Below are 25,452 nucleotides of genomic sequence, written 5' to 3'. Positions count from 1 at the left end.
AAGACTTACTAGAGTCTCAAGGTGTCTCGAAAATGGTCTAACATTTTGTTGTACTGGTCTAACCCTGATTTTTGCTCGTAATCGATTGGCATGACTGGACGTTATGGAGTTTTTATTCAACGTCTAAGTATCCATTCATACCAAGGGTTTTCACGAGTTAGACTAAGCTCTGGTCTAACAAATAAGTCTAACTTGTTGAGACGAGAAACTTGTGTTTTGAGACAAGCTGGTCTTAAGAATCCAGATTTGATTGGTAACTGTTATTTTTTTTTGTTATTAGATATTTATCTGTAACTAAAAAATCAATCTCTGAAGTTCTTAAATATTCAAGAGCTGTATTAGCATCATTAATAATAGGCTCTCCTTTTCGATTGCATGATGTATTCAATAAAAGTATAGGCTTATTTATTAATTTATCGATAGAATTTAATATTAAATAGAAGTTATTTGAGCTCCTGTCTACACACTGAACCCTTGAGGAACCATCGACATGTATTACTCCAGGGAAATATATATTTTTAGCTTTACATGTCATTAACATATATGGATTCTTAGGACCATTGAAAAAATAATTAAAGTATTTTTCAAGGCAAGCAGGTGCTAAAGGTCTCCACTTTTCACGATTTTTTATTGAATTCACCTTATTAGATACTTCATAATTATCTGGAATTGCAATTATGGATCTATTACCTAATGCTCTTGGCCCAATCTCAGAATTATCTTTTAAAATTATTCCTACAGATTTATTAACTAACATTTTTGCGACATTGTCGCTCCATGAAATAGACTCTATCTCTTTGAATAATAATTCATCTGAGAGTTGTTTAATGAGCTCATTTTTTAGTGGAATAGCTTTAGGACCCAGGTATGGAGATGAATAATTAGTTTGATTAGCTTTTAATTGGTTTATTGATAATTTATTATTAATAACGTTCTCTAAAGCTATGGCTGCTCCAAAGCCTAAACCTTCATCATTACAACTAGGCTCTACAAAAACATTTTTATAACCTGTCTTTTCTGCTATTAAAGTATTAGATGGACAATTTAAAGCAGAACCACCAGATAAAATAATTCCCTCACTCTCATTATCTAAATTATTTACTACCGTTCTATTTAAAATAGAGATAGTTTTTAAAAAAGTTAATTCAAAAATAGATTGAACATTGGCTGCATAATTAACTATTTCTTTTGATAAGAGGTCATACTGTCTATCAATTATATTGATAGAAAAATAACTTTGATAATAAGCAAGAAAGGCTGCCTCAGTGAGAGTATTAATATTTTCACCTAACTTTAATGAAATTAAATTTATAAACTCAGGATTACTTTTGCCATATGAGGCCAATCCCATGAATTTGCCACAATCAAGTCCAATGTAACTTGCACAAATCTCATAAAATTGACCTCCTCGAAAAGTTGTATGCGCTAAAGGAAATATTCCTGATTCTGTTTTAATCGACGCTAAATTACCCAATAAAGAATCTCCTGAACCATCTGAAGTAAAAACTAATGCCTTATTAAGTTTTGATTTCACAGAGGATGAGTATGTATGAGAATAATGATGATCAACAAGAAAACCAGGTATTTTTTTTCCTTGCAAATAAACATTTATAGGTATAAAAAAGTTTTTAATTGCCCATTCCCTAGATTGATTAAAAGAAGATTTGGATTTTTTAAAAAAACAATTGGTTATTTCCTTAAAATCTGATCTAGATGTACATAAGTAAGGTTGAGAAGGAAGATTAATCTTTTTATTAATTTCATCAATATATGGAATTATTTGTGGGTATTGCTTCGAGTTGAAATAAGTTGCTTTTGGGTTTTCATTTGTAGTTAAAGCACCAACAATTTCATTCCTTTTTATGTATTTATCTTTATTTTTAATGAAATAATTATCAATATCTGAGTCCACATTGTTTGAAGAATATTCAAAATTAAAATAATTAAAATCTTCAAATATGAATTCACGATATTGAGTATTGGTTATAGCAATTTGTTCAATTTCATTAATATCTGTATTTGAATCTGAAAGGCACTTTTCTATTAGAATCCTATCCACTCCACCTTGATCCTTAATACAAGAGATTCTTTCTCTTTGTATGTATGACTCAATATGGCCATTATTTAAAAGAACAGCATGAGAATTATGACCAAAATGTAGAGCTAATATCTTCGTCACGTAAAAAGATACTATTTAGATTAAAAGTCTATATCTTAATATCTATTCTAAGATCTTTCCTTGAGGTTTTTAATTTTTATTTATTTTATTTTTTAATTTTTTTTCTTAAGGCAAAACCTGAAATCATAAAAATCTTTGAAGACTTTCTTTCCGTCTCCAATTGTGTTATGCCTCAGTAGCCCATAGATGATTAATGCCTATACCATTGGACATGTCTGGCTAGCCCTTTAAAGGGTCTCATTCTGTCTCAAGAAAGGTCTAACTTTTTAGTTTGAATAACAGTTTTTTGAGATGATTAAGACTTAAAATGAGCAGTCTTTCGCTGGTGCATAAGTAGCTTTTCTGCTAAAAATAGTTTTTATTGTGCTATTTCTGGAAAATTGAAATTTATATTAAGTGAGAATCTTGGACCTATATCATTTTGTTTGTATTCAAATGAATGCCAGCTTGTATTCGATCTGAAGAAAATAAGAGTAAATTGATCCTGAAACTTTGTATGTATTGGAGAACATGAATCTCTTTTAAAACTTTCGTACTCTTCGTCCCATAATTGTTTAGATGAATTTTCTATATTGTTTTCATAAACTCTATTACCCATAAGATTTTTTGGTTTCCAAAAGGTAGTGCCGAGGGAGCTATCTCTTTGCTCCTGATTTTTGGGTAGGTATATCATTATAGAAGCAATTTTTCGAGAGAGGTCAGTATGAGGTTGAATACATCCACCTTTCTCTATCCTTGAAAATTCAAAACTGGGAATATATGGTATCGAGTTCTCTGATAAAATAAACTCCTCAATTGCCTTCTTTGTAAAAGAAGGCATGATTCTCCAAGGATTTTCTTTGTTGCTTTTTACCTGTAATAATTTATATTTATTATTGCTTATTTTTTGAATTAAATCATATTTATTTGTAAAATCTGATAAAATATTCTTATATTCAATATGTTGGATGATATCTGTGTTGCTTTCAAAAAGTAAATTTCCTATGACTTCCACAATACTTTGATTTTCAAAAATAGAGATAATTCTTTGTATTGGCTCACTTTTAAAAAGAGCATCATCTAGTTTTTTACTATTACTCATTAATGCATATTTTAAGCCTCTTGAATATTGAAAAAACTTCTCTTTTGGAGTATGGCTTATTACTTCTTTTAAATTAGTTTGCAGATCTTTTTCTATTAAATTTGAAAATCCCCATACAGAGTCTCTAATGTCCAATAGTTTTTGAACTTTTACCTTTTTCATAGTTAAAATTTACCATGTCTTATTACTTTTGAGTGCTCTTCTGGCATTCTCTAACGAATTTATGATTTGCTCTAAACAGATTCTTGCTTGAAATCAGATTGTGTTAATTATCGATTCTCATGACGTCTCGTCAATGATCTGACTTTTTCTTGTTTTGGTCTAACCCTAAAATAGAGCACTAAATAGTTGCCATGACTTGATCTGATGGAGTTTTGTCGACGTATAGAAAGATAGTTATTCAAATCTTTCTCGAGGGTTAAAAGAGGTTTTCTTTTGGCTTTGTTCTGACTTTTAATTCGGTAGAGCAATAATCTGTATCTTTAAAAAATGACGAAGTCAGTCAAACTGATGCATACTCGTTTCAAAGAAATTCTTTTAAAATTAAATTAAAAATTTAATCACTATCATGTAACTCTCGATTAATTAATATCTATCTATTAAATTAATTTGGCAAAAGCTAGGGATCTAAAATTTCGATCTTTGTATTAATAATTGATTTTCATGCTATATAATCTGGTTATGTGTTTATCTATAAATAAGATATGGATAATATAGATGGACAAAATGCAGAGGGGAGGGAAGTCAAAGAAGTAAAAACATTTTCTGTTCCATTTCCTTTAGAAGAAATTAAATATAATTCTTCTATTTCTATTGATACCTTCGCAAAACCATCTAAAGAACAAATTAAAAAGCAGGCATTGCAATTTCATTCACAAGGAAATATTTTAGAAGCATCAAAATATTATCAGTATTTTATAAGTCTAGGGTTTAAGGATTACAGGGTTTTTTTAAATTTTGGGAGAATACTTAAAGCTTTTTCGAAGTTTGATGAGTCACTAGATTTTTTGGAGAAATCAATTAGATTAAATCCTTATTCAGCTTTCCCTCATATGTATATTGGCGAGATTTTATTAATTAAGGGAGATATAGATAATGCTGAAAAAGCTTTTTTAAAGTCATTAGAAATAGATCCAAGTTTAACAATTCTATATATTAATTTAGGGAAAATATTTAAACTTAAAGGTAGGATAGAAGAATCTGAAGCCTTATATTCTACGGCAATTAAAATGGCTACTAGAGCTGAATTGCAATTTATTTAAAGATATGACTAATTATCTTATTACTGGATCAAATAGAGGTTTAGGTTTAGAGTTCTGCCGCCAGCTTAACTCTGAAAGAAATAAGATAGTTGCTATATGTAGATCAACATCTTCTGAGCTAGCAGATCTTGGTGTTCAAGTGGAATCCGGGATAGATCTTACAACCTATGAATCAATTTATAAACTTAGAAATAAATTAAGTGACTTTAAGATAGATATAATGATTCATAATGCTGGTTTGCTTGAACGTGATTCTTTCCCAAATATAAATAAAGAAAGTGTTCTTAGACAATTTAATATAAATGCAATTAGCCCACTAATTCTTACAAAAGTATTTCTTAAAAACTTATCTAATACGGGTAAAATAATTCTTATTTCTAGTCGAATGGGATCTATTGCTGACAATTCCCATTCAGATTTTTATGGATATAGAATGTCAAAATCTGCTCTTTGTATGGCTGGTAAGTCATTATCTATTGACTTAAGAGCTAGAGGAATAGCTGTAGCTTTATTGCATCCAGGGATGGTTAATACTCAAAATAGATCTATACCTAAGGCACTTACCCCTGAATTATCTGTAAGAGAACTTATAAAAAAAATTAATTTACTAAATCTTGAGGATACAGGAAAGTTTTGGCATGTAAATGGAGAAATTATATCCTGGTAAACTTTGTCGTTATATTCATTCCTGCTATAGCAAGAAATCCAGCTTCAATTATCGCATCTTAAGCCTTAAAGAAGATGTTATTGCGTATTAATTAATTGATGCTTTTTAAGCTATTAATATACTAATTTACTTTATATAGCTAAAGTTGATTATTCTTTCTTTATGTATTGGGTTTTCATATTCTCGTCTGATTTTCTGACTAACCATAAAACATCGCTGTCATCGTTTGCTATGAATCGACTACTATGAGTTTATATTCAACTTTCAGGATTTCATTTATACCAATAATTCTCGGGATTCTCCATAGGCTTTTATTCTAACTTTTTAGATCAAATAACTTTAATTTTCAACAGATTTATAATTGATGTCTGAGATGTATAGGTATGAAGACAGATCATGCTTACTATTAATAAAAACCTTATATTATTATCTTTTTCTTACCTATAAACTTACAAATATAACTTATTTATCTTGTGCTAAATATACTTACGTATTTGATAGTTAAAAATATTTGTAAAGGTAATTAATCTCTTCACTTCTTTGATGTAGGTAATTATGTTTACTGCGTTTACTTAGTATCGTTTCGCTAATTTCATCTATATGGTAAAATCATAATTCATTCCGCTTTTTAGTACTATAATATTGAGGATTATAATATAGTGTGAGCTCATCTTTTGTTAAGAACACAACTAACTTGGATGAAATTTTTTATATAATTGATTCTCTGAAAGCTCTATTCCAAAACAAACAACATTATCAAAGTCACCTTTTGAATGCATCTCTGACATGTAATTTTTTATTTCTGACTCATCAATAATCATTCCATAATTATTACAGTATTCTGATAAAATCCTCATTGCCCCTTCATGATCAAATAAGAATTGTTCACAGATCTCTGATAAACATTCACTCTTTAAATTTTTTATCATTTCTTTAAATTCAATGAAATTACTCATTAAAGGAAGTCGATGAAATAATATTATTATTAAGCAATAAAGAATAAACTTGCAAAGCAATTATCACTATCTAATGTAGTAAGATGAAGGCTATTGATGAAACATATGCTACATTTTTATGTTCTATGAATATTAGTTTTTCTGGTTAAAAATATCTTCATGATGTATATTCCTGGAGAGTGACTGCCTAGTCACTTGTCTCTAAAGATCCTATAGATAGATGTCTAAAGTCATTAGCTTCTTTTGTTATCTCTTGGTACTGAGAAAAGCGCAAAAATATTTTTAAGGTACCATTGGGTTTGACATTTTGAATAGGTTCCTATCCTTATATGGGCCTTTCTAATTTTAGATCCTCTTTCTTGACGCAATTCTCATTTGATAACCGATTTAGTTATCTTCACAAGTAACAGTTTTTCTTTTAAAAAAAATCGATATACTAGAAAATATATAAAAAATATGAATGCTAAAGGCAAGTCTCAACTGAACATTAAGGTTGATCCCAAACTACTACTCAGGCTAAAGTCTGAGGCTATTAAAAATGGAAAGACACTAGCTGCTTTTATCACTGAGTTGCTAGAACAAGGTTCCATTAAACCGACTGCACATATTGATATTCTTGAAAAGAGACTTTTAATAGTTGAACAAAAACTCAATTCATTGGGTGGTTTGTTGTCTGATAAAGAAAAAGATTTAAATACAAGTGAGAGTATTTTTTCTAATAAAGGAGCAAAAAAATATGGAGAGATTGCTAGGGAATTATTTGAGTTACATCGGAAAGAAAAGAAACTTTCTTTAAAAGATGCTTTTTCAGAGCTATCTACTTGTCTTTCTAATTACGATAGTCAACCTGAACTAGTCTTTGAAATCCTCTCGGGAAATCATGAATTAACAGGTTTAGAAATGACAGATGCCTATAGGAATGGGTCTTGTGGAATGAGAAGTGCCCTATCTGAATGGATTAACAGCCCTTTAGAACCATTAAATGAAGCTTTTCTAAACGCTGTGGAGGTTGCAAATCTTGTATAGATATAGATTGATTGGTTCGTTCGTTGCAAACTTTTGTCCTGATTGAGTTGTTCTATCAATGTTCTGCTCTTCTAAACTTACGCCTAACCGAGATGTTACTTGTAATCAACTGCTATGACTGGACCTGATGGAGTTGTATTCAACGTATAAATTACTAGTCATAACATGGCTTTTGACTAGTATCAATAGTGTTTAAATAGCTATCTTTCCCTCCCAAGGAGCGGTTTTATAGTTTTTTAGAAGGGTCTCTATGAGATTCCATGAGTATTTTTCGTAATCTTTCAAAAAGTCTTTGAAATTTTGTGCGGCTGAATTATCAGCTCCGTCAGAAATAACACGAACTATTAGCCAGGGCACTCTTTCCTGATACGCAACTTGTGCAACTGCTGCTCCTTCCATTTCAACAGCACATAATCCTGGAAGATCTCTAGAAAGATTATCGATTAAGGATTTCTCTGCAACGAATCGGTCTCCTGTAGCTATTAAACCAGTTTCCACTTTCCCAAAATGCTTGCAGTTATTTTTGGAAATGGAGTTTTTAATTGCATAGCTAGCCCATTCAACCCATTTCTTTATTGAAGAGATTCTCTCTTGCTTAAGAGCTGGAATGACATATCTCTGAAAAAGAGGTCTTGCATCCATATCATGTTGAACCAATTCATTTGGGATAACAATGTCCCATTGATGAAGTGTTGAATTGGCGGCGCCTGCGACTCCAGTAAAAAAAATAATATCTATACTTCTTTCCTTAAAGAAAGTGCCTAGAAGTCTTGTCGCTGCTCTGGCAGCACTAACTTTACCCCACCCGCTCCATGCAACAGAAATGTATAAAGAAGGATAATTTGCTCCAGGCTCATACCATTCTCCCGAAATAATTCTAAGATCTCCCCAATGAGACTCAATTGGATTTCGTAAATTTTCTATAGTTGAGCCTATTTCTTCAGGCATGGCACACAGCAGTCCAATGTGCGAAGGGTTAAACGGTGGTTTTTCCAATATTTTTAAGAGCCAGATTGTTCTAATAAGTTAGCGATTTAATCTAACCCTAAATTATCGTTATAATTAGTTGTTAGGAATTTGATGATTAAGAGAAGGAAAGGATGATTGTGATGACTACCATAGGTTCCAAGAAAACTACTATTGCGAGATGCTCTTTTCATACATCTAGGAAGAGCATTCTTCTCAATGAAGAAGAGATAAAGGAATCTCAAGATTTCTATTGGCATGAAAACAGCAAGGAAAAGAATCATTCGCAATTTTCCTTCAGCAGCTTCCCTGCTTCTTCATCTCCAAGATCTACTGCTTTTCTCCAGTCTTCGCATGCACCACATAGATCTTCGATTTCTTTTTTTATATGAGCACGATTAAAATATGCATCGGAGTCCTTTGGGTTGATTTTTAGGACTTGTGAATAGTCGTCAATTGCACCAGCAAAATCTCCCATTTTAAATTTTGCACTACTTCTATTGAAATATGCATCTGCATATAATGGGTCAAAATCTAATGCTTTGTTTTGATCAGAGATTGCCCCTTCAAAATCTCCTGAATTACGTTTTGCATTGCCTCTCATTGAGTAGACGAGGCTAATTTCAGTAGGTGAAAGTCCTAACGCTTTGTTGTAGTCGATTATTGCTCCTTCATAATTAGCAACTTCAAATTTATCTTGTGCTCTATTAAAAAAGTATTCATAATCTCTCCCATTTTTATTTGAATCATCTTCATCTCTTAAAGAAATCATCAACCCTGCTCCTACAACTAAAGCTGTTGATCCAACAATAAAATCCTTATTCACTTTCAGAAGAGATAAGCTAGCAGTAATTACTGCACCTACTCCAAAAGCAATAGCAGTATTAAGGAGTTTCATATTTTATTCTTGCTCCACTCACATTGACTTGCATATCTTTCATAGATGCTTCCAAAGCCTTTTTCAACTAGCTGTTCCTTAATATTTATAGACCCTTTTGACAATTCAGCAATTGTTCTTCCGTATCTATCTTTCGTAATGAGCCTTATTGATACTGTTGAACCAACAACGTAAAAATTGAGATAATCTTTTGCTATCAACTGCCTTCTATGAGTTGATATTTAATGTTTAATACGCTTTTCATACCAAAGCTTCTCGAATATCAAATTACAAATCTCCTGGCTTTTAATCTAACGACTGACTCGCTTTTCAGTCATTCAGACTGTTCTAAACCCTACTTTTGAAATCGTTGAGATCTGATCCTAAGATTTTGTTTCTCAATAGAAATTAAAGCTATTTGTATTAAAAGCAATTATTACCATCTAATGTAATAAAATATTGGCATTAATGAAACATATACGACATTTTTATGTTGTACTGGGTATGAGTAGAGAGTTCGATCAAGATGATGGGAATATTGAGAAAAAGAATGACTTAAATATTTATTCCGTTCCATTTTTATTGAGTGAAATTCATGGAAATATAAATATTTTAACTAATAAGTTTAAAGATGAAATAATCGCAAAAGCATTTAAAGCACATTCAAATGGTGACATTTTAGAAGCAGCTAATCACTACGAACGTTATTTAGCTCTCGGACTTAATAATTCAGTTGTTTTATCAAACTATGGAATTATATTAAAAGTTCTTGGCAAAATTAAAGAAGCAGAAAGATATCAACGTAAATCTATAGAGCTTAATCCAAATTTTGCAAGAGGTTATTATAATCTTGCAAATACTTTAAAAGAAATTGGTAACTTAACAGAAGCAGAACTATTTCTACGTAAAGCTATTAATTTGAAAATTGATTTCGCAGAAGCTTATTGTAATTTAGCGACTATATTATATGAGCTGGGTAAACTTAGCGATGCAGAATTTTTTATTAGGAAGTCAATTCAATATAATCCATGTGATGGGAAAGCCTATTCCAATAGAGGAATAATCCTCAGAGAGCTTGGTCAATTAAAAGAAGCAGAATCATCTCATCTTAAAGCAATAGAACTTACCCCTGATGTGGCAGATTTTTATTATAATTTAGCGAATACATTACATGACTTAAGAAAATTAAAGGAAGCAGAATCTTTCTATCAAAAATCTATAAAACTAATGCCTAATTTTGCAGAAGCTTATTCGAATTTGGGTAATGTTCAAAAGGATCTTGGCTATTTAAATAAATCCGAATTGGCTTACCTGAAAGCTCTTGAAATTAAAAATGATTTGGCTGGAGCATACTTTTCCTTATCTACTCTTTTACCCATAGGAATAAATACTAAATGGCGAAATAAATTATTTTCTAAAGTTATTTTAGATAACAAGAAGCCAAAAGAGACAATTGATATTTATTTTGCTAGATCAAATATCTTTCATAAGGAGAAAAAATATATAGATAGTGCCGAATGCCTTCAAATTGCGAATCAAATTAAAATTAAAATTAAACCATTTAATCCAGAGATATATTTCAATAAATCAAAGCAATTACTTACAGTCTCTTATAAAAAAAATAATAATCTAATAATAAGAAAAGATCCTTTTCAATGTATTTTTATTGTTGGAATGCCAAGATCAGGCTCTACATTATTAGAATCTATTCTAAGTATTAATAGTGCTGCTTTCGATTTAGGTGAGACAAATATTTTAGAGGAAGCATTTTTATATTGGAATAAGGTTAAATCTATTAATAAGAACATAAATCTTTCTAATTTGTATTTGAAAAAAGTAAATATTTCTATAAGAAAATTTAATATCATAACTGATAAGATGTTATATAATTATCAATACGCAGGTATTATCGCTAATCAAATTGATAATGCAAAGATCATTCATTGTTTTAGAAATCCTTTAGATAATATACTTTCAATTTATCGTGCAAATTTTTCTAATGGGAATGAGTTTTCTTCCTCTTTAGTTGATTGTGCCAATGTTTATTTAGATCAAGAACAAGTAATGACAGAATATAAGAATAAATTTAGATCTAAAATATATGACTTGAATTATGATTCATTGGTTACTAATTCTGATATAGAAATTAAATCTTTGATTTCTTGGTTAGGTTGGGAATGGGACGAGTCATATCTATCACCGCATCTTAATCCTCGCGCAATTTCTACAGCAAGTACGGTTCAAGTTCGTACACCAATCAACCCAAAATCTGTAGGTGGATGGAAAAATTATAAGGAGATGCTCCATCCTGCTTTGGAAATCCTTGCTAAACATGATAAATATCGAGACTTGTCTTCTTAATTCATTGGCAAATAAGGATAAATATAACTTTTATTACTCCGCTCTATTGGTACAACCTATGTCTAACTGTGATTTTTGCTTGTGATCGATTTGTATAACAGGATTTTATGAGTTTTTTAATTAATTTATAAAAAAAGCTGCAAATAATTTGCAGCTAAGATCATGAATTTTTGATTTAACTGAGTTAAATCGATTTCAAGGGACTTTAATGTTTAACCAAATAAAGCTGAAGCAACACCAGCAACGGCTATTACAATACCGCCCCATTTTATTACAGCCTGATCCTTGTCGTAGGTATTTGAGACAAGAATTGCAGCGAGTAGAATTTCTACTAGGTTTTCATTGATCATGGGTCGAAGCCAAGATAGTAGTTGTTGATACTTTTTCTAGCTGATCTTCGTTGCTTAGGCAACAAATATTAAGTATTTAGCTGACTTCTTTTTGCTCTAAGGCAAAAAAAATATGAAATGTATCTGTAATATTTATTTTTATTTCTTAGTGCGATCTAATGATGTCTCACAAATGATTTATCTTTTATTGCATTATTATCAGCGAGAATTTGATTGTAATTGGTTGTCATGTCAAGTTTGTAAAGGGTTTTTAGTCGATCTATAGTACAATGATAGTACAAAGCATTTTTAGCTTTTCTATAAGATTTAGTCTGACTTTTCAGGAGAAAAGTCTATTTCTTAAACCTTAAGGTCTGACGAGTGCAACTTACGTTTGAAAAAATAAAAGAGCTATGACAATTAAAAAAGGAGATAAAATAACTAAAGATCAAATTATGAATCAAGCTTTTAAGTTTCATTCACAAGGAAAAATTTTAGAAGCAATTAAATATTATCAATCTTTCATAAATTTAGGCTTCGAAGATCATATAGTTTTTTCTAATTATGGTGTCATATTAACAGGAATTGGCAAGAAGAATGAGGCAGTTTCATTATATCGCAAAGCAATTGAGGTTAAAAATGATTTCCCGGATGCACATTACAACTTGGGAAATGTTTTAAAAGATCTTGGGAAATTAGAAGAAGCAGAACTATCATTTCGCAAAGCAATTGAGCTTAACTCTGTTTGTAGAGATGCTAATTTAAATCTTGCAAATGTATTGAGAGAACTAGGTAATTTAAATGAAGCAGAATTATTTACACGTAAGACAATTGAACTTGATTTTGGATTTGCAGAAGCACATTATAATCTGGGACAAATTTTATGTGATCTTGGAAAGATAGAAGAAGCAGAATTATCATTACGCAAAGCTATTACGCTTAAGCCTGATTTTGTATATGCTCATTATAATCTTGGAAACCTAATTAGCAATCATGGTAAAGAGAAAGATGCTATTAAACACTATTTGTTTGCATTAGAAAAAGAACCTAATAATTTAAATTTTAATGTGATTTCAAAGTTGAGATTATCTCCAATAATGAATGATGTTGCACAGATAGAAACTGAGCGTATCGAATACAAGAATCAATTGCAAAAAATAAAGAATAAAAAAAATATTTATTATAATAACGAAAATGTTTTTGATACAAATTTATTTTATCTAGCTTACCACAATAAATTAGATGATAAGATTATTCTTGAGGAACTCAGTAAAGTAATATCCAATGTCAAAGGAGTTGTTTTTGATGGGTTTTCTAGAAAAGAATATCTTGTTAACTCGATAAACAAAAATAACCTGAGGTTAGGAATTTGCTCAGAATTTCTTAGAGAAAATCATACTATAGGCAAATTGTATATTAATGTTCTATTAGACCTATTACTGAAGACTGATCTTGAAATTATAGTTTATGTTCCGCCAATAAATAAAAGTAATTCGGATGTAGAACTTATCAGGAATTTATTCAAACAAGTAATAGAGCTACCAAATTCAACATACAAAGCATGCGAATTAATATTTTCTGACAAACTAGATATTTTATTTTATCCAGATATAGGGATGTCTAATTATACCTATATTCTTGCATTATCTAGATTGGCATTGGTTCAGGTTACTAGTCTAGGACATCCAAATACATCAGGTATCAAAAACATTGATTATTTTATTACTAATGATATTACTCCTCATCATCCATCATCTAGCTATACAGAGCGCTTAGTAAGGTTCAGTAGATTGCCTTTCAATTATCCAATTCCAAAGATAAATGAATCTAAACTAACTTATAATAACAGATTAGATTTAGATAATAAATTTATCATTGGACTTACTCAATCAATATTTAAGTTGCATCCTAATTTTGATAAGGTATTAGCTTCTATCTTGCAAGAGATAAATAATGCATATTTAATCCTTATTAAAGATAGAAATGAAAATAGAACAGAAGATTTAAAAAATAGATGGAAAAAGCATAATAATATATTACTTGAGAAATCAATATTTCTTAAAAGAATGTCCCAAGACGATTTTATAAATATAACCAAAAATTGTCAAATAATGTTAGATCCATTTTATTTTGGTAGTGGTAATACCTATTATGAATCTATGGCTTTTGGTGTACCATTTATTACCTATCCATTTAGCCAAAGAGGTAGCTTAGTTGCTTCAGGTTATAAACAGATGCAAGTAAAAAAACCTCCAATAGCTTGTACACCTGAAGATTATATATATTTATGTAAAAAATATGCAACTAATAGTTTGTTTTTGCATAACACAAAAAAAGATTTAAAAGAAAGGGCACATAAGTATCTATTTAATGATAATACAATTTTTAAAGAATATTATAATTTTTTTACCGCCGCTGTAGAAAAAGCACGGGAAGGAGAATATCTTGAAAATAATTGGAAGCCATTTACTTCTATAACGAATTAATATTTTGAGTAAATCTATTTTTTCTATAAAGTAGATTCTTATACATGTATCATACTATGGTGATAAATCTAAACAAGATGACACTTGAAAATTAATTATTGTACTAAAATTGAACTAACTAAATAGTTAGAATTAATTACTATGGATAAAATAATACCTATCTCTGAGGATGAAAAAAAGGCATGGCCTTCTAATGTAATTGTTGATCTACCACCGCCTTTTTCGGACCAAAGGGGGTCCATACAGCCTTTGCTGGATATAGATATGAAGAGTTCGGTTTTAATATCCTCTAATACAGGATCAATTAGGGCAAATCATTACCATAAAACAGACTGGCATTATTGTTATGTGCTTTCAGGAGAAATTAAATATTATCATCGACCTCACGGTAATAAAGAATTGCCTAGAGAGATAATAATCAAAGAGAAGCAAATGTTTTTTACTCCACCTATGGTTGAGCATGCAATGGTTTTTACTGAAGCAACTCAGTTCTTAACTTGGAGCAGAAATTCAAGGCTTCAAGAGATTTATGAGTCTGATGTGTGCAGAATATCTCCAATAAATCCATAGTCTTAAATGAGAAAACGACATTACCGTAGATCAAATTGCAGGCAATGCAATTCTAATAATTTGACATTGGCCATAAAGCTCAAAGAAACACCTCTAGCAAATTCCTTTGTGAGAAAATCTGAGTTGAATAAAATGCAAACTTTATATCCATTAGATGTCTATTTTTGTAATGAATGTAAGCATTTACAATTAATTGATGTTATTGATCCTGTCTATCTCTATAAAAACTATCTTTATGTATCGGGGACATCTAATGTCTTTATTAAGCATTTTCAAAACTACTTTGAATATATCAGAGAAAATTATTTTACTAATGGATTAGTAATCGATATTGGCTCTAATGATGGAACTTTAATGAAATTTTTTAAAAATGATGGATATCAAGTGATTGGAATAGAGCCTGCTGAGAAAATCGCTAATGAAGCAATAAAGAATGGTATCCCTACTTTGATTGAATTATTTAGTAAAGATTTAGCACGAAAAATTCTCTATCAGTTTGGATCAGCATCAGTTATAACAGCAAATAATGTTTTCGCCCATATTGATGATCCGAAAGTTTTTTTAGAAGGTATAAAAACTTTGATTAAAGATAAAAAAGGTATCTTTATTGTTGAAGTTTCATATCTGCTAGATGTTATAAAGAATAGTTTATTTGATACTATTTATCATGAACATTTAGATTACCATTCAATTATTTCTTTTAATAGATTTTTCGAAAATAATGGTTTTGAAATTTTCAATATAGAACATGTAGACTCTCATGGAGGCTCGGTTAGAATCTTTACTCAACTCAAAAGAGGTCAATTTGATATTTCAGATTCTGTTGTTAAGTTCATAAAAGAGGAAAAGGAATTAGGCCTAGACAATCTTACAACTTATTTAAACTTTTCTGATAAGATTAAAAGTTTGGCGAGAGAGTTAAATTCTTTGCTTAGAACATTGAAATCAAAGGGAAAGACAATTGTTGGTTATGGAGCACCAGCCAAGGCTACAACTTTATTGCACCACTTTGATATTGGTTCAGACATATTAAGTTATATAGTTGATGATAGCAAATGGAAGCAGAATTTATATACACCAGGAATGCATATACCTATAGTTTCTAAACAATTTTTACAAGAAAATAAGCCAGATTATATTCTTATTTTAGCTTGGAATTTCTCTTCTTCAATAATTAAGAATAATATGGACTTTCACAATAGTGGGGGCAAATTTATTATTCCCTTGCCTAAGATAGAAGTAATTTAAAACATACTATTGAATATCTTTTGAAGTTTTCATGACAGATAAGATCATAAAAGATAATTATGTTAGCAAAATAGGTTTAATTGGATTAGGTCGTTGGGGTAGGAATATAGTCAGGGCCACCAGTAAAATTCCCTTTTTAAAGTTGACTTGTGTAGCCAGTAAAAATCCTGAAGCTAAAAAAATAATTCAAAGTGATTGTAAAATTTTCTCAGACTGGCGGAATCTTATTAGTTTCGCTGAATTAGATGGAGTAGTTATATGCACACCTCCAAAAACTCATTTTGAAATTGCAAGTCGTTTAATACAAGCTCGCCTTCCAATTCTCATAGAAAAGCCTCTTACACTTGATATTGATGAGGCTAGAACTATTTATAAACTCTCTAAAAGTCATGAGAATTTAGTGATGGTTGACTTCACTCAGTTATTTAATTACAAATTCATTGGATTAAAAGAATCATTAAATTTAATAGGTGATATTAAATTCTTATTAACAAAGGCTGGTAATTTTGGGCCCTATAGAGATGATGCACCCGTACTCTGGGATTGGGGATCTCATGAGTTATCAATTTTACTAAGTTTAATGGGAAAATCTCCAATTAAAATGTCTACTAAGAAACTCATAGAAAATTCAAGAAGAACTCAGGATGAATCAATATGGGAAATAAATTGTTCCTTTGGTGAGCAGGTTGAATCAAGAACATTGATAGGAAATATGATGCCAAAAACCCGGAAATGTGGTGTTTTAGGAGCATATGGAATGCTTGTTTTTGATGACTTAAGTAATGATCCTTTGTGCTTATATACTAATTGGAATAAAAAAGAATTTCCAATTCAAGGAGGTATTTCTATTGATATTAAAAAGAATAAAGAACCTCTTGTTCTGGTTTTAGAATCATTTTCTAATTTCATAAAGAAAAGTTTAAATACGCATTGGAGTTTGTCCATGGGAGTTGAGATTACTAGACTTTTAAATAATTGCTACTCTAATAATTGATTTCTATTTGATTTTTAAGATTTTATTATTAGGTTTCTAAAATCTAATTTTTTCTGTTTTTAATTTAATCTATTTACTTTTAATAATATATTAAAAAACAAAAATTTATTATTAGCACTTTAATGAATCCAATTACTATAGTATTATCAAATCGATCCAATTGTCGTTTTAAATCTTTTCTAGTTGTTCATCTTATGTATGGATTTATAACAATATGATTACTCTGTTGAGAAAATTATAGAGATAAATAATTTCATGTGTTCTAAGAAAGAAAATAAAAGTATATTTAATAGTAAATATACTTTTAAAGAATTTGATTTAATTAAGTTTGACTTTAATTAGTTAGAGAAATTTCTTCTTTTTTATAATTAGATAAATTTTTCTTTTATAATCTTTTTCTTACATACACTCAAGATTGGAGATTGAATAGTTTTTTTGAACAGGGTTCAAATATGTATCGAGTTAATCAAGACTATGTTTCTTATCCTTGTTTAATTGTCAATTCTGCAACTGTTTAGACCTTGCTTTTATATTCTGATTTGGACCTGACTTTAATTCTTACTGGTGATCAATTTATCTTGATTTCTGTGATTAAGTCTCTCTTAAACCTTTAGAAGGCTATTCATAGAATAATTTTTCACTACTTTGATTTGATCTTACTCGAACTTTATTCTGACTTTTGTTCATATCTTAAGCGCTTTTAGTTATATAATAGATATGCTTATTAATATGATTTTATAATTCCTATAAATAAATGGGTGATGATCCTATCTGTCAAAACGAGCCAGGATACATAAAAGTGTCTGGAGTAAAAGTGTTTTCCGTTCCATTCTCTTTCGTGGAGATCAAAGAAAATATTACTATTATTACTAATCTTACTAAACAATTTTCTGAAGAACAAATCAGTAATCAAGCATTTAAATTCCATTCACAAGGCAATGTTCCTGAGGCGGCAAAATATTATCAGTATTTTATTAATCAGGGTTTTAAGGATTCCACAGTTTTTTCTAATTATGGAACCATTTTGAATGAGCAAGGAAAATTAAAAGAAGCAGAAATAATTACTAGGAAAGCAATTGAACTTAATCCTGTACTTGCGGAAGCACATAATAATCTGGGATCCATCTTGAATGAGCAAGGAAAATTAAAAGAAGCAGAAAGATCAACAAGGAGAGCGATAGAACTTAAACGTGATTATGCAAAAGCATATAGTAACTTGGGAAATATTTTGAATGAGCAAGGAAAATTAAAAGAAGCAGAAAGATCAACAAGGAGAGCGATTGAACTTAATCCTGTACTTGCGGAAGCACATAATAATCTGGGATCCATCTTGAATGAGCAAGGAAAATTAAAAGAATCAGAAATAAGTACTAGGAAGGCAATTGAACTTAAACGTGATTATGCAAAAGCATATAGTAACTTGGGAAATATTTTAAATGAGCAAGGAAAATTAAAAGAAGCAGAAATATCAACTAGGAAAGCGATTGAACTTAATCCTGCACTTGCGGAAGCACATAGCAATTTGGGAAATATTTTGAATGAGCAAGGAAAATTAAAAGAAGCAGAAATAATTACTAGGAAAGCAATTGAACTTAATCCTGCACTTGCGGAAGCACATAACAATTTGGGAAACATTTTGAGTGATCAAGGGAAATTAAAAGAAGCAGAAATATCAATCCGCAAAGCAATTGACCTGAGAAATGATTTCGAAGAGGCTATTAATAATCTTGGAAAGGTTTCAGCCGATTTAGGTAAATCACAAGAAGGAGAAATATTGCTAAGAAAAGCCATTAACTTAAAACCAAATTATGCGGAGGCGTGTTTTAATCTTTCATTGATTGAACTTTTGAAAGGCAATTATCAATCTGGTCTAGAAAACTATGAATTTAGATTTAAAACAAAGAAATCAATTCGTCCTCATTGCAAGCCGAAAATCAATAGAAAAGATAATACAGAATTTCAAAAAGGAGAAAAACTTTTAGTTGTTAGTGAACAAGGGTTAGGAGATACGCTTCAATATATGCGCTATATCCCATATCTCAGACGAAAAGGTTTAGAGATTTCTTTTTGCGCACAGCAAAAATTACATTCTTTAATCAAATCATCAGCTATTGATCCCAATCCATTAACTACAGATCAAGCCATAACAGTTTCCCAGGGAAAATGGATACCTTTATTATCTTTAGCAAAACATCTAAAAATCAGACCGGAAAATCCAATAATTAATAATCCATACATTTTCTCAACTGATGAACTTGTTAATAAGTGGAAAAGCAACCTATCTAAAGAAAAAAGACCCATTGTTGGTATTAATTGGCAAGGTAATCCAAATGTCGAAAAGAATTCTCTCAAAGGTCGTTCTCTCCCGCTAAATACTTTCTCTTTACTCAGTAAAAATAACAGTGTCAAATTCTTGTCGTTGCAAAAGGGATTTGGATCAGAACAGTTAGAGAATTGCGAGTTTAAAAATAATTTCGTTGAATCTCAAGAAGTAATTAATTCCATTTGGGATTTTATGGAAACTGCTGCAATAATTGAAAATTGTGACTTAATCATTACTTCTGATACTTCTGTTGCTCATTTAGCGGGAGGAATGGGAAAAAAAGTTTGGTTACTTTTAAGAGATATACCCTTTTGGACGTGGGGTCTAGAAGAAGAAACGACATTTTGGTATCCATCCATGAGATTATTCAGACAAAAGAAAAGACATAACTGGAATGAAGTTATGGAAAGAGTATCTGATTTGATCAAAGTAGAGATGTCTACTTTAAAATAGTTTTTAAATAGTCTTTGCTTAATTGAGTTACCTCGGTGAGTCAGAAATTCAGGAGACCATCAACAACTTTGTGCTGCTTCTACTTTAAGTTCATATATCCTTTACTTTGTTTTTTTATCCCAACTTTGATCTAACCAAGCCCCCGACTTTTGCTTGCTTTCTTAGCAATCCTGATGGAGTTTTATATATTTTGCAACAAACCAATCAGCAAATGTATAGAGCAAAAAGGCAAAAAAAAAGCCCTCTAAAAGAGGGCTTTAAAAAATCAAGTTAAAGACTTAACCGATTGCAGGTGCAACAAGAGCTACAGAAGTAGACTCAGCAGCTGCTAGGTCAAGTGGGAAGTTGTGAGCATTACGCTCGTGCATTACTTCCATACCAAGGTTTGCACGGTTAAGTACATCACCCCAGGTTGGTACAACCTTGCCTGAAGTATCAACTACAGACTGGTTGAAGTTGAAACCGTTCAAGTTGAACGCCATGGTGCAGATGCCCATAGATGTCAACCAAACACAAATCACTGGCCATGAAGCCAAGAAGAAGTGAAGGCTACGGCTGTTGTTGAAGCTTGCATATTGGAAGATCAAACGACCGAAGTAGCCATGAGCTGCAACGATGTTGTATGTCTCTTCTTCTTGTCCAAACTTGTAACCGTAGTTCTGTGAATCAAGTCCTGTGGTCTCACGGATAAGTGATGAAGTAACCAAAGAACCGTGCATTGCAGAGAACAAAGCACCACCGAACATACCTGCTACACCAGCCATGTGGAATGGGTGCATCAAGATGTTGTGCTCAGCCTGGAAAACGAACATGAAGTTGAATGTTCCAGAAATTCCTAGAGGCATACCATCAGAGAATGAACCCTGACCGAATGGGTAAACAAGGAATACAGCGAAAGCTGCTGATACAGGAGCTGAGTAAGCAACACAGATCCATGGGCGCATACCTAAACGGTATGAAAGCTCCCACTGACGTCCCATGTATGCAGAGATACCGATAAGGAAGTGGAAGATTACAAGCTGGTAAGGGCCACCGTTATATAGCCACTCATCAAGAGTTGCTGCTTCCCAGATTGGGTAGAAGTGAAGGCCGATAGCGTTACTTGAAGGAACAACAGCACCAGAAATGATGTTGTTTCCATACATGAATGAACCAGCTACTGGCTCACGGATACCGTCGATATCAACTGGAGGAGCAGCGATAAATGCAACGATGAAACAAGTTGTTGCCGCAAGAAGACAAGGGATCATCAATACACCGAACCAACCGACATAGATACGGTTGTTGGTAGAAGTAACCCACTCGCAGAATTGTGGCCAACCTTTGAGCAACGAAGAACGTTGCTGCTGAATGGTGGTCATGAATAAGAACGTTTTGTTTTGCCCTAAGAGCAAGAAATAAGATCAGAGAAAAATCTGACATTAAGAATTTAGCTTCTTAATCAGATTTCAAGGATGGGTAAACTCACCAAACTTTGGTTAATGGAAATTAGTAAATCTAGTTTTGTAAATAATTTTTTCTTATCGGATAAGTTCCCTTTTTATCTAATTAATTCATTGATAAGTAGAAAAAATTGCACTTAGAGACTTCGACTTTTACTTTTTCTTAATATTTGCGGTTTCACGCTAAATACAAAAGCTAGATCTGCTATCTTTTTTCACAATTTATTTATAAGAATTATTCATAATGACTGGCACTCCAGGAAATTTCGATCCACCACCAGCATTTATTCCACCACCACAAGGTCCACCACCACAAGGTCCACCACCACAAGGAAATTTCGATCCACCACCAGAATTTATTCCACCACCACAAGGTCCACCACCACAAGGTCCACCACCACCAGGAGAGTTTGCTCCACCTCCACCAGGAGAGTTTGCTCCACCTCCACCAGGAGAGTTTGCTCCACCTCCACCAGGAGATTTTGGATCTGGTTCACCTGGTTACATACCTCCAGGGCGAGGTGCAGAAGAGCCACCTGGTCCAAGTGCAGAAGATATAGCTGAAAGAGATGCTTTTGAGGCGGCAGCAGCAGAGGCAGGAATGGCTCCTGAAGATTACTCAGACACCCCGGAAGGTAGAGCTAGAGCAGAAGAAATGGGGAGAAGGGCAGAAGAAAGAGCAAGAGCAAGAGGAGAATATTTCCCACCAGAACCCTCTTTCGCTGATGGAACTCAAGCTAGCCAAGATCAAATTGACGGATGGCAAAGAGGCGCAGACGGATCCTTAATGCCTCCAGCTGATTGGGCTGTTGATGGTCAAGGTGGATATGTTTACTCACCCCCAGAAGGTTTTGAAGGAGAGGGGCAAGGAGCTATAGCTGATGGAACTCAAGCCAGCCAAGATCAAATTGACGGATGGCAAAGAGGCGCAGACGGATCCTTAATGCCTCCAGCTGATTGGGCTGCTGATGGTCAAGGTGGATATGTATACTCTCCACCTTCTTTTGGATCTGTAATAGATGTTGGTGGCCCTGGCCCTTATCGAGGTGGCGAAGCAATTGAAGCGGAAGAAGCTAAAAGGAGAAGAGATGAAACTTTACGATCTTTAAATCAACTTGCTTGGGATCCTTTAACTGGCACTGGGGTTGCAGATGGTGGTGGATTCGATCCTTTATCAGGGGAGTATTACAATCCACCAAACTCAGAAGGAGATGATGGTCAGGGAATGGCTAGGCCAGCAATTGGAGCGAAGGCCCCTGAGCATGTCATAGCAAGTTTTACTAGAGATATAAATGGAAATATCGAAGTTCCGGCAGATTGGAAATGGGATGGGCTAGGGGGCTTTACATATGCTCCACCAGAATGGGAAGTGGATTTAGAAGGCAATTATAGATATCTAGGTCCAGATGAATTGGCTAATTCTGTTCCGAGTGCTTTGATTCCAGAATCAGATATTGTTCTCGCTGGAACCTTAGCGACTGAGGCTCAAGTAACAGGGTGGTCTAGAGGCGCTGATGGAAATGTCGTCATCCCACCAAATTGGGCCGATGATGGCAATGGAGGATATGTATATTCTCCACCTACCTCAACTGTTAATGGTATTGATGTAAATGATTTTCAAGTATCAGATATAGCCAATCTTAAATATGAAGAAATTCAAGGCTTAAATAGAAACCATTTCGCAGCATTTGATCCTCAGGCAATGACTGGCTTTGGAAGTGATCAAATAGAAAATTTTGACCCACTTGCGATAGGTGGATTAAGTGAACATCATTTTGCAGCATTTGATCCTACTGCAATTGCTGGCTTTAAAAGTAAGCATGTTGCAGCTTTTGACCCAATGGCAGTTGCTGGTTTTGATGACAGACATATCGCCGCTTTTGATACTGAAGCGATCGCAGGATTTAATGCTGATCATGTGGCGGCCTTAGAAGCAAAAGCAATAGCAGGTTTAGATAAAGATCAATTTGCTGCCTTTGATCCATCAGCGATGGCAGGATTTAATTCTGATCATTTTGCTGCGATTGATTACGGCTATATGACAACTCTGGGTATGGAACATGTTGCAGCTTTTGACCCAATGGCAGTTGCTAGTTTTGATGATAAATATATTTCGGCGTTTGCTCCTACTGCAGTTGCTGGTTTTAGAAAAGATCATTTAGCTGCTTTTGATTCTGCAGCAATGCAAGGATTTATGCCAACGCATGTTGCCGCGCTTGATCCAGAAGCTATGGCGGGATTTAGGGGAAATCAATTAAAGGAATTGGATCCAGAATCATTCGCAGCTTTAACTCCAGAACAAGCTGCAAACATGGCTCCAGATGCAGCAGCAGCATTTAAGAATTGGGTGCTTCCAGATGACGATATTATTCGTTGGGAAGGAGGACTCAGAGGACCTGATGGTTCATGGATGTCTGCGGAATCCTTCTTCAATAAAAGAACAAGTGGTGATCAACCTGCTATATCAACTGTCTGGACTCCACCAGAAGCAGATGTAATCGCCAAGACAGGAGGCTTTACAAAAGCCGATGGAACTTTTGTTGAAGAAGACGACTACTTTAAAGATCCATTATCTGCAGGATGGACTGTCCCTCCAGATGAATTGATTAAAAAGGATGGTGGTTTTAGGAATCCCAATGGAAAGTGGGTTACCGCAAAGGATTTTTTAAATAACACAGGGATTGTTCCTGAGAAAGATGTAATCAAAAGAAACGGTGGTTATTTTGATGTCGATAACACATGGGTTTCCTCAATAGCACATTTCGGAGAAGGAAGCGCTGATGCGCAAACCGTTGCATGGGCTCCACCACCCGCAAAGGATATCAAAATCGATGGAGGTTTTTGGGATCCCTTTGGCCAATGGGTGAAAGCAGAATCTTTTCAGACAGAAGGATGGAAAGTGCCAGAAGCAGAAATTAAACCTGTAATTCCAGAGGGTATTACGGCAAACGAAATTAAATTGGCAGGTGGCTATCGGTCCACCAGTGGCGCTTGGGTTACAGATGCCAGCTTTTTTGATACGTCACTAGATAATGAAGCTAACAAGATCGCTGGATATTGGGGTGCAACTAAGGATCCAATTAAAGAAGCAGCGACCGCTGTGGAGCTGGCGGAAGAAGAACTTGATCCAACTGCTTTAGATCTCGATAAAAAACCGATTGGTGAAGTTGCTTATCCTTGGATGGATATTAAAGAATTAAGGGATCCTACGTCTACGGAGAGTAGTGATTCGATAAGTCATTGGGCTTCATTGGTTAAGAGTAAAGATGATGGTGATGACAGACTGGAAGGCGGAGAAACTTCAGATAAATTATTTGGTGGTTTGGGCTCAGATTTCATTGATGGAGGAGAAGGAAAAGATGTCGCTTTTTATGCTGGAAATTTTGAGGATTATCATTTTGATAGAACAAAAGATACTATTTCAATTAAAGATCAAAGAGAAGGACTGAATGATGGAAATGATACCTTGAAGAATATTGAGTACATTCAATTTGCTGATCAAAAGGTAGACGTCTCTAAATTAGATGTCGTTAAAACATATACAGGTAAGAGTAAAGATTTTAAATTTTATAAAAGGGATGATGGAACTATCGAAGTTAAAACAGATGATGGATTTGATGATATTACTGGTGTTCCGAAATTAGAATTTGACGATAAATCTTTTAGTGGTATTAGAGACATACAAGAGACATTTGATCAAGTTAAATCAAAAGATGACGCAACTGGACAAATGTTTAGAGTTTATAACGCAGCTTTTGCAAGATTCCCTGATGCAGGCGGACTTGAGTATTGGATTGAAAAAAATGCCTCTGGAGAAAATAGTAATCGCCAAGTGGCAGACTCCTTTTTGGCTTCTGATGAATTCAAATCAACTTATGGAGAGAATGTTGATACAGGAACCTATGTGAATACTTTATATAAAAATATCCTAGGTCGAGAGGCAGACCAAGCTGGTTATGATTACTGGGTTGAGCAATTAGATAGTGGTCTGGAAAATAGAGGTGAATTACTCTTAGGTTTTGCTGAATCGGTAGAAAATCAGGCTCTGTTTTCTGAAGTAACGGGATTGTTTTGAGGAATATCAGACATATTTATCAATTCAACTATTACCTAAATTGAATCTTCAAAAAGTATTTTTCTTTATGTAAATTTAGATGTATTAATTACATTCGTTTTGCTTTTATAAGTTTTTAACTTATTTATAAATTTCCATGAGGATGAAAGACTCTTTT

General features: G+C 32.9%; 19 protein-coding genes. 10 read left to right on the top strand and 9 right to left on the bottom strand.

Annotated elements, in window-relative coordinates:
• Nucleotides 1-232: 232 nt before the first annotated feature.
• Together O5639_RS04225 and O5639_RS04220 are read right to left on the bottom strand one after the other, a co-directional pair.
• Nucleotides 233-2,179 carry a carbamoyltransferase C-terminal domain-containing protein gene (locus O5639_RS04225; RefSeq protein ID WP_269625233.1) on the bottom strand — a complete coding sequence of 649 codons (1,947 nt, stop codon included), beginning with the start codon at nucleotides 2,177-2,179 and terminating at the stop codon, nucleotides 233-235.
• Nucleotides 2,180-2,537: 358 nt separating this feature from the next.
• Nucleotides 2,538-3,422 (bottom strand): hypothetical protein, encoded by an 885-nt coding sequence (locus O5639_RS04220; protein ID WP_269625232.1) that lies wholly within the window; start codon nucleotides 3,420-3,422, stop codon nucleotides 2,538-2,540.
• Nucleotides 3,423-3,964: 542 nt separating this feature from the next.
• On the opposite strand from O5639_RS04220, the gene O5639_RS04215 reads away from it, so the two are divergent.
• Nucleotides 3,965-4,522 carry a tetratricopeptide repeat protein gene (locus tag O5639_RS04215; protein WP_269625231.1) on the top strand — a complete coding sequence of 186 codons (558 nt, stop codon included), beginning with the start codon at nucleotides 3,965-3,967 and terminating at the stop codon, nucleotides 4,520-4,522.
• Between the two features lie 4 nt (nucleotides 4,523-4,526).
• Complete coding sequence (locus tag O5639_RS04210) at nucleotides 4,527-5,189, top strand: SDR family oxidoreductase (protein WP_269625230.1); 663 nt, start codon at nucleotides 4,527-4,529, stop codon at nucleotides 5,187-5,189.
• A 689-nt stretch (nucleotides 5,190-5,878) separates the two neighbouring features.
• Here O5639_RS04210 and O5639_RS04205 read toward each other — a convergent pair.
• A complete protein-coding gene (locus tag O5639_RS04205; protein WP_269625229.1) occupies nucleotides 5,879-6,145 on the bottom strand; it encodes a hypothetical protein in 267 nt (88 codons plus the stop codon).
• A gap of 456 nt (nucleotides 6,146-6,601) precedes the next feature.
• Between O5639_RS04205 and O5639_RS04200 the strand changes: the two genes are divergently transcribed.
• Nucleotides 6,602-7,171: a hypothetical protein gene (locus O5639_RS04200; protein ID WP_269625228.1), complete on the top strand. Its 570-nt coding sequence runs from the start codon at nucleotides 6,602-6,604 to the stop codon at nucleotides 7,169-7,171.
• A 192-nt stretch (nucleotides 7,172-7,363) separates the two neighbouring features.
• On the opposite strand, the gene O5639_RS04195 is transcribed toward O5639_RS04200, so the two are convergent.
• From O5639_RS04195 to O5639_RS04180, 4 genes are read right to left on the bottom strand one after another with little or no spacing between them, the layout of a single operon-like run.
• Entirely contained in the window at nucleotides 7,364-8,167 is an 804-nt protein-coding gene (locus tag O5639_RS04195; protein ID WP_269625227.1) for a 5'-methylthioadenosine/adenosylhomocysteine nucleosidase, read from the bottom strand.
• A gap of 38 nt (nucleotides 8,168-8,205) precedes the next feature.
• On the bottom strand, nucleotides 8,206-8,421 hold the full coding sequence (locus tag O5639_RS04190; RefSeq protein ID WP_269625226.1) for a hypothetical protein: 216 nt from the start codon (nucleotides 8,419-8,421) through the stop codon (nucleotides 8,206-8,208).
• Nucleotides 8,418-9,035 carry a tetratricopeptide repeat protein gene (locus tag O5639_RS04185; protein WP_269625225.1) on the bottom strand — a complete coding sequence of 206 codons (618 nt, stop codon included), beginning with the start codon at nucleotides 9,033-9,035 and terminating at the stop codon, nucleotides 8,418-8,420. Before O5639_RS04185 ends, O5639_RS04190 begins: the two co-directional genes overlap by 4 nt.
• Nucleotides 9,032-9,235, bottom strand: a complete 204-nt coding sequence (locus O5639_RS04180; protein ID WP_269625224.1) for a thermonuclease family protein — start codon at nucleotides 9,233-9,235, stop codon at nucleotides 9,032-9,034. Before O5639_RS04180 ends, O5639_RS04185 begins: the two co-directional genes overlap by 4 nt.
• A 283-nt stretch (nucleotides 9,236-9,518) precedes the next feature.
• Between O5639_RS04180 and O5639_RS04175 the strand changes: the two genes are divergently transcribed.
• Nucleotides 9,519-11,375, top strand: coding sequence for a tetratricopeptide repeat-containing sulfotransferase family protein (locus O5639_RS04175; protein WP_269625223.1), 1,857 nt, complete (start codon nucleotides 9,519-9,521; stop codon nucleotides 11,373-11,375).
• A 212-nt stretch (nucleotides 11,376-11,587) separates the two neighbouring features.
• Here the strand turns inward: O5639_RS04175 and O5639_RS04170 are convergent, their stop codons facing one another.
• On the bottom strand, nucleotides 11,588-11,725 hold the full coding sequence (locus tag O5639_RS04170) for a hypothetical protein (RefSeq protein ID WP_269625222.1): 138 nt from the start codon (nucleotides 11,723-11,725) through the stop codon (nucleotides 11,588-11,590).
• Nucleotides 11,726-12,117: 392 nt separating this feature from the next.
• On the opposite strand from O5639_RS04170, the gene O5639_RS04165 reads away from it, so the two are divergent.
• The 5 genes from O5639_RS04165 to O5639_RS04145 all read left to right on the top strand — a co-directional run bounded on the left by O5639_RS04165 (nucleotide 12,118) and on the right by O5639_RS04145 (nucleotide 19,778).
• On the top strand, nucleotides 12,118-14,190 hold the full coding sequence (locus O5639_RS04165) for a tetratricopeptide repeat protein (RefSeq protein ID WP_269625221.1): 2,073 nt from the start codon (nucleotides 12,118-12,120) through the stop codon (nucleotides 14,188-14,190).
• Between the two features lie 141 nt (nucleotides 14,191-14,331).
• On the top strand, nucleotides 14,332-14,760 hold the full coding sequence (locus tag O5639_RS04160) for a cupin domain-containing protein (RefSeq protein WP_269625220.1): 429 nt from the start codon (nucleotides 14,332-14,334) through the stop codon (nucleotides 14,758-14,760).
• 6 nt (nucleotides 14,761-14,766) lie between these two features.
• The gene (locus O5639_RS04155; RefSeq protein ID WP_269625219.1) at nucleotides 14,767-16,008 is read left to right on the top strand and encodes a class I SAM-dependent methyltransferase; all 1,242 of its coding nucleotides are present in this window, start codon (nucleotides 14,767-14,769) and stop codon (nucleotides 16,006-16,008) included.
• 31 nt (nucleotides 16,009-16,039) lie between these two features.
• The gene (locus O5639_RS04150) at nucleotides 16,040-17,002 is read left to right on the top strand and encodes a Gfo/Idh/MocA family protein (RefSeq protein WP_269625218.1); all 963 of its coding nucleotides are present in this window, start codon (nucleotides 16,040-16,042) and stop codon (nucleotides 17,000-17,002) included.
• A 754-nt stretch (nucleotides 17,003-17,756) separates the two neighbouring features.
• Nucleotides 17,757-19,778: a tetratricopeptide repeat protein gene (locus tag O5639_RS04145; protein WP_269625217.1), complete on the top strand. Its 2,022-nt coding sequence runs from the start codon at nucleotides 17,757-17,759 to the stop codon at nucleotides 19,776-19,778.
• 278 nt (nucleotides 19,779-20,056) lie between these two features.
• On the opposite strand, the gene psbA is transcribed toward O5639_RS04145, so the two are convergent.
• Nucleotides 20,057-21,139 (bottom strand): photosystem II q(b) protein, encoded by a 1,083-nt coding sequence (psbA, locus tag O5639_RS04140; RefSeq protein ID WP_011294225.1) that lies wholly within the window; start codon nucleotides 21,137-21,139, stop codon nucleotides 20,057-20,059.
• A gap of 325 nt (nucleotides 21,140-21,464) precedes the next feature.
• On the opposite strand from psbA, the gene O5639_RS04135 reads away from it, so the two are divergent.
• A complete protein-coding gene (locus O5639_RS04135; RefSeq protein WP_269625216.1) occupies nucleotides 21,465-25,295 on the top strand; it encodes a DUF4214 domain-containing protein in 3,831 nt (1,276 codons plus the stop codon).
• Nucleotides 25,296-25,452 lie beyond the last annotated feature (157 nt).

The sequence above is a fragment of the Prochlorococcus marinus str. MIT 1214 genome (assembly GCF_027359355.1).
GTDB classification, from domain to species: domain Bacteria; phylum Cyanobacteriota; class Cyanobacteriia; order PCC-6307; family Cyanobiaceae; genus Prochlorococcus_B; species Prochlorococcus_B marinus_F.
Note: the sequence above shows the minus strand (reverse complement) of the source record. Positions and strands in the feature narration are given on the sequence as shown.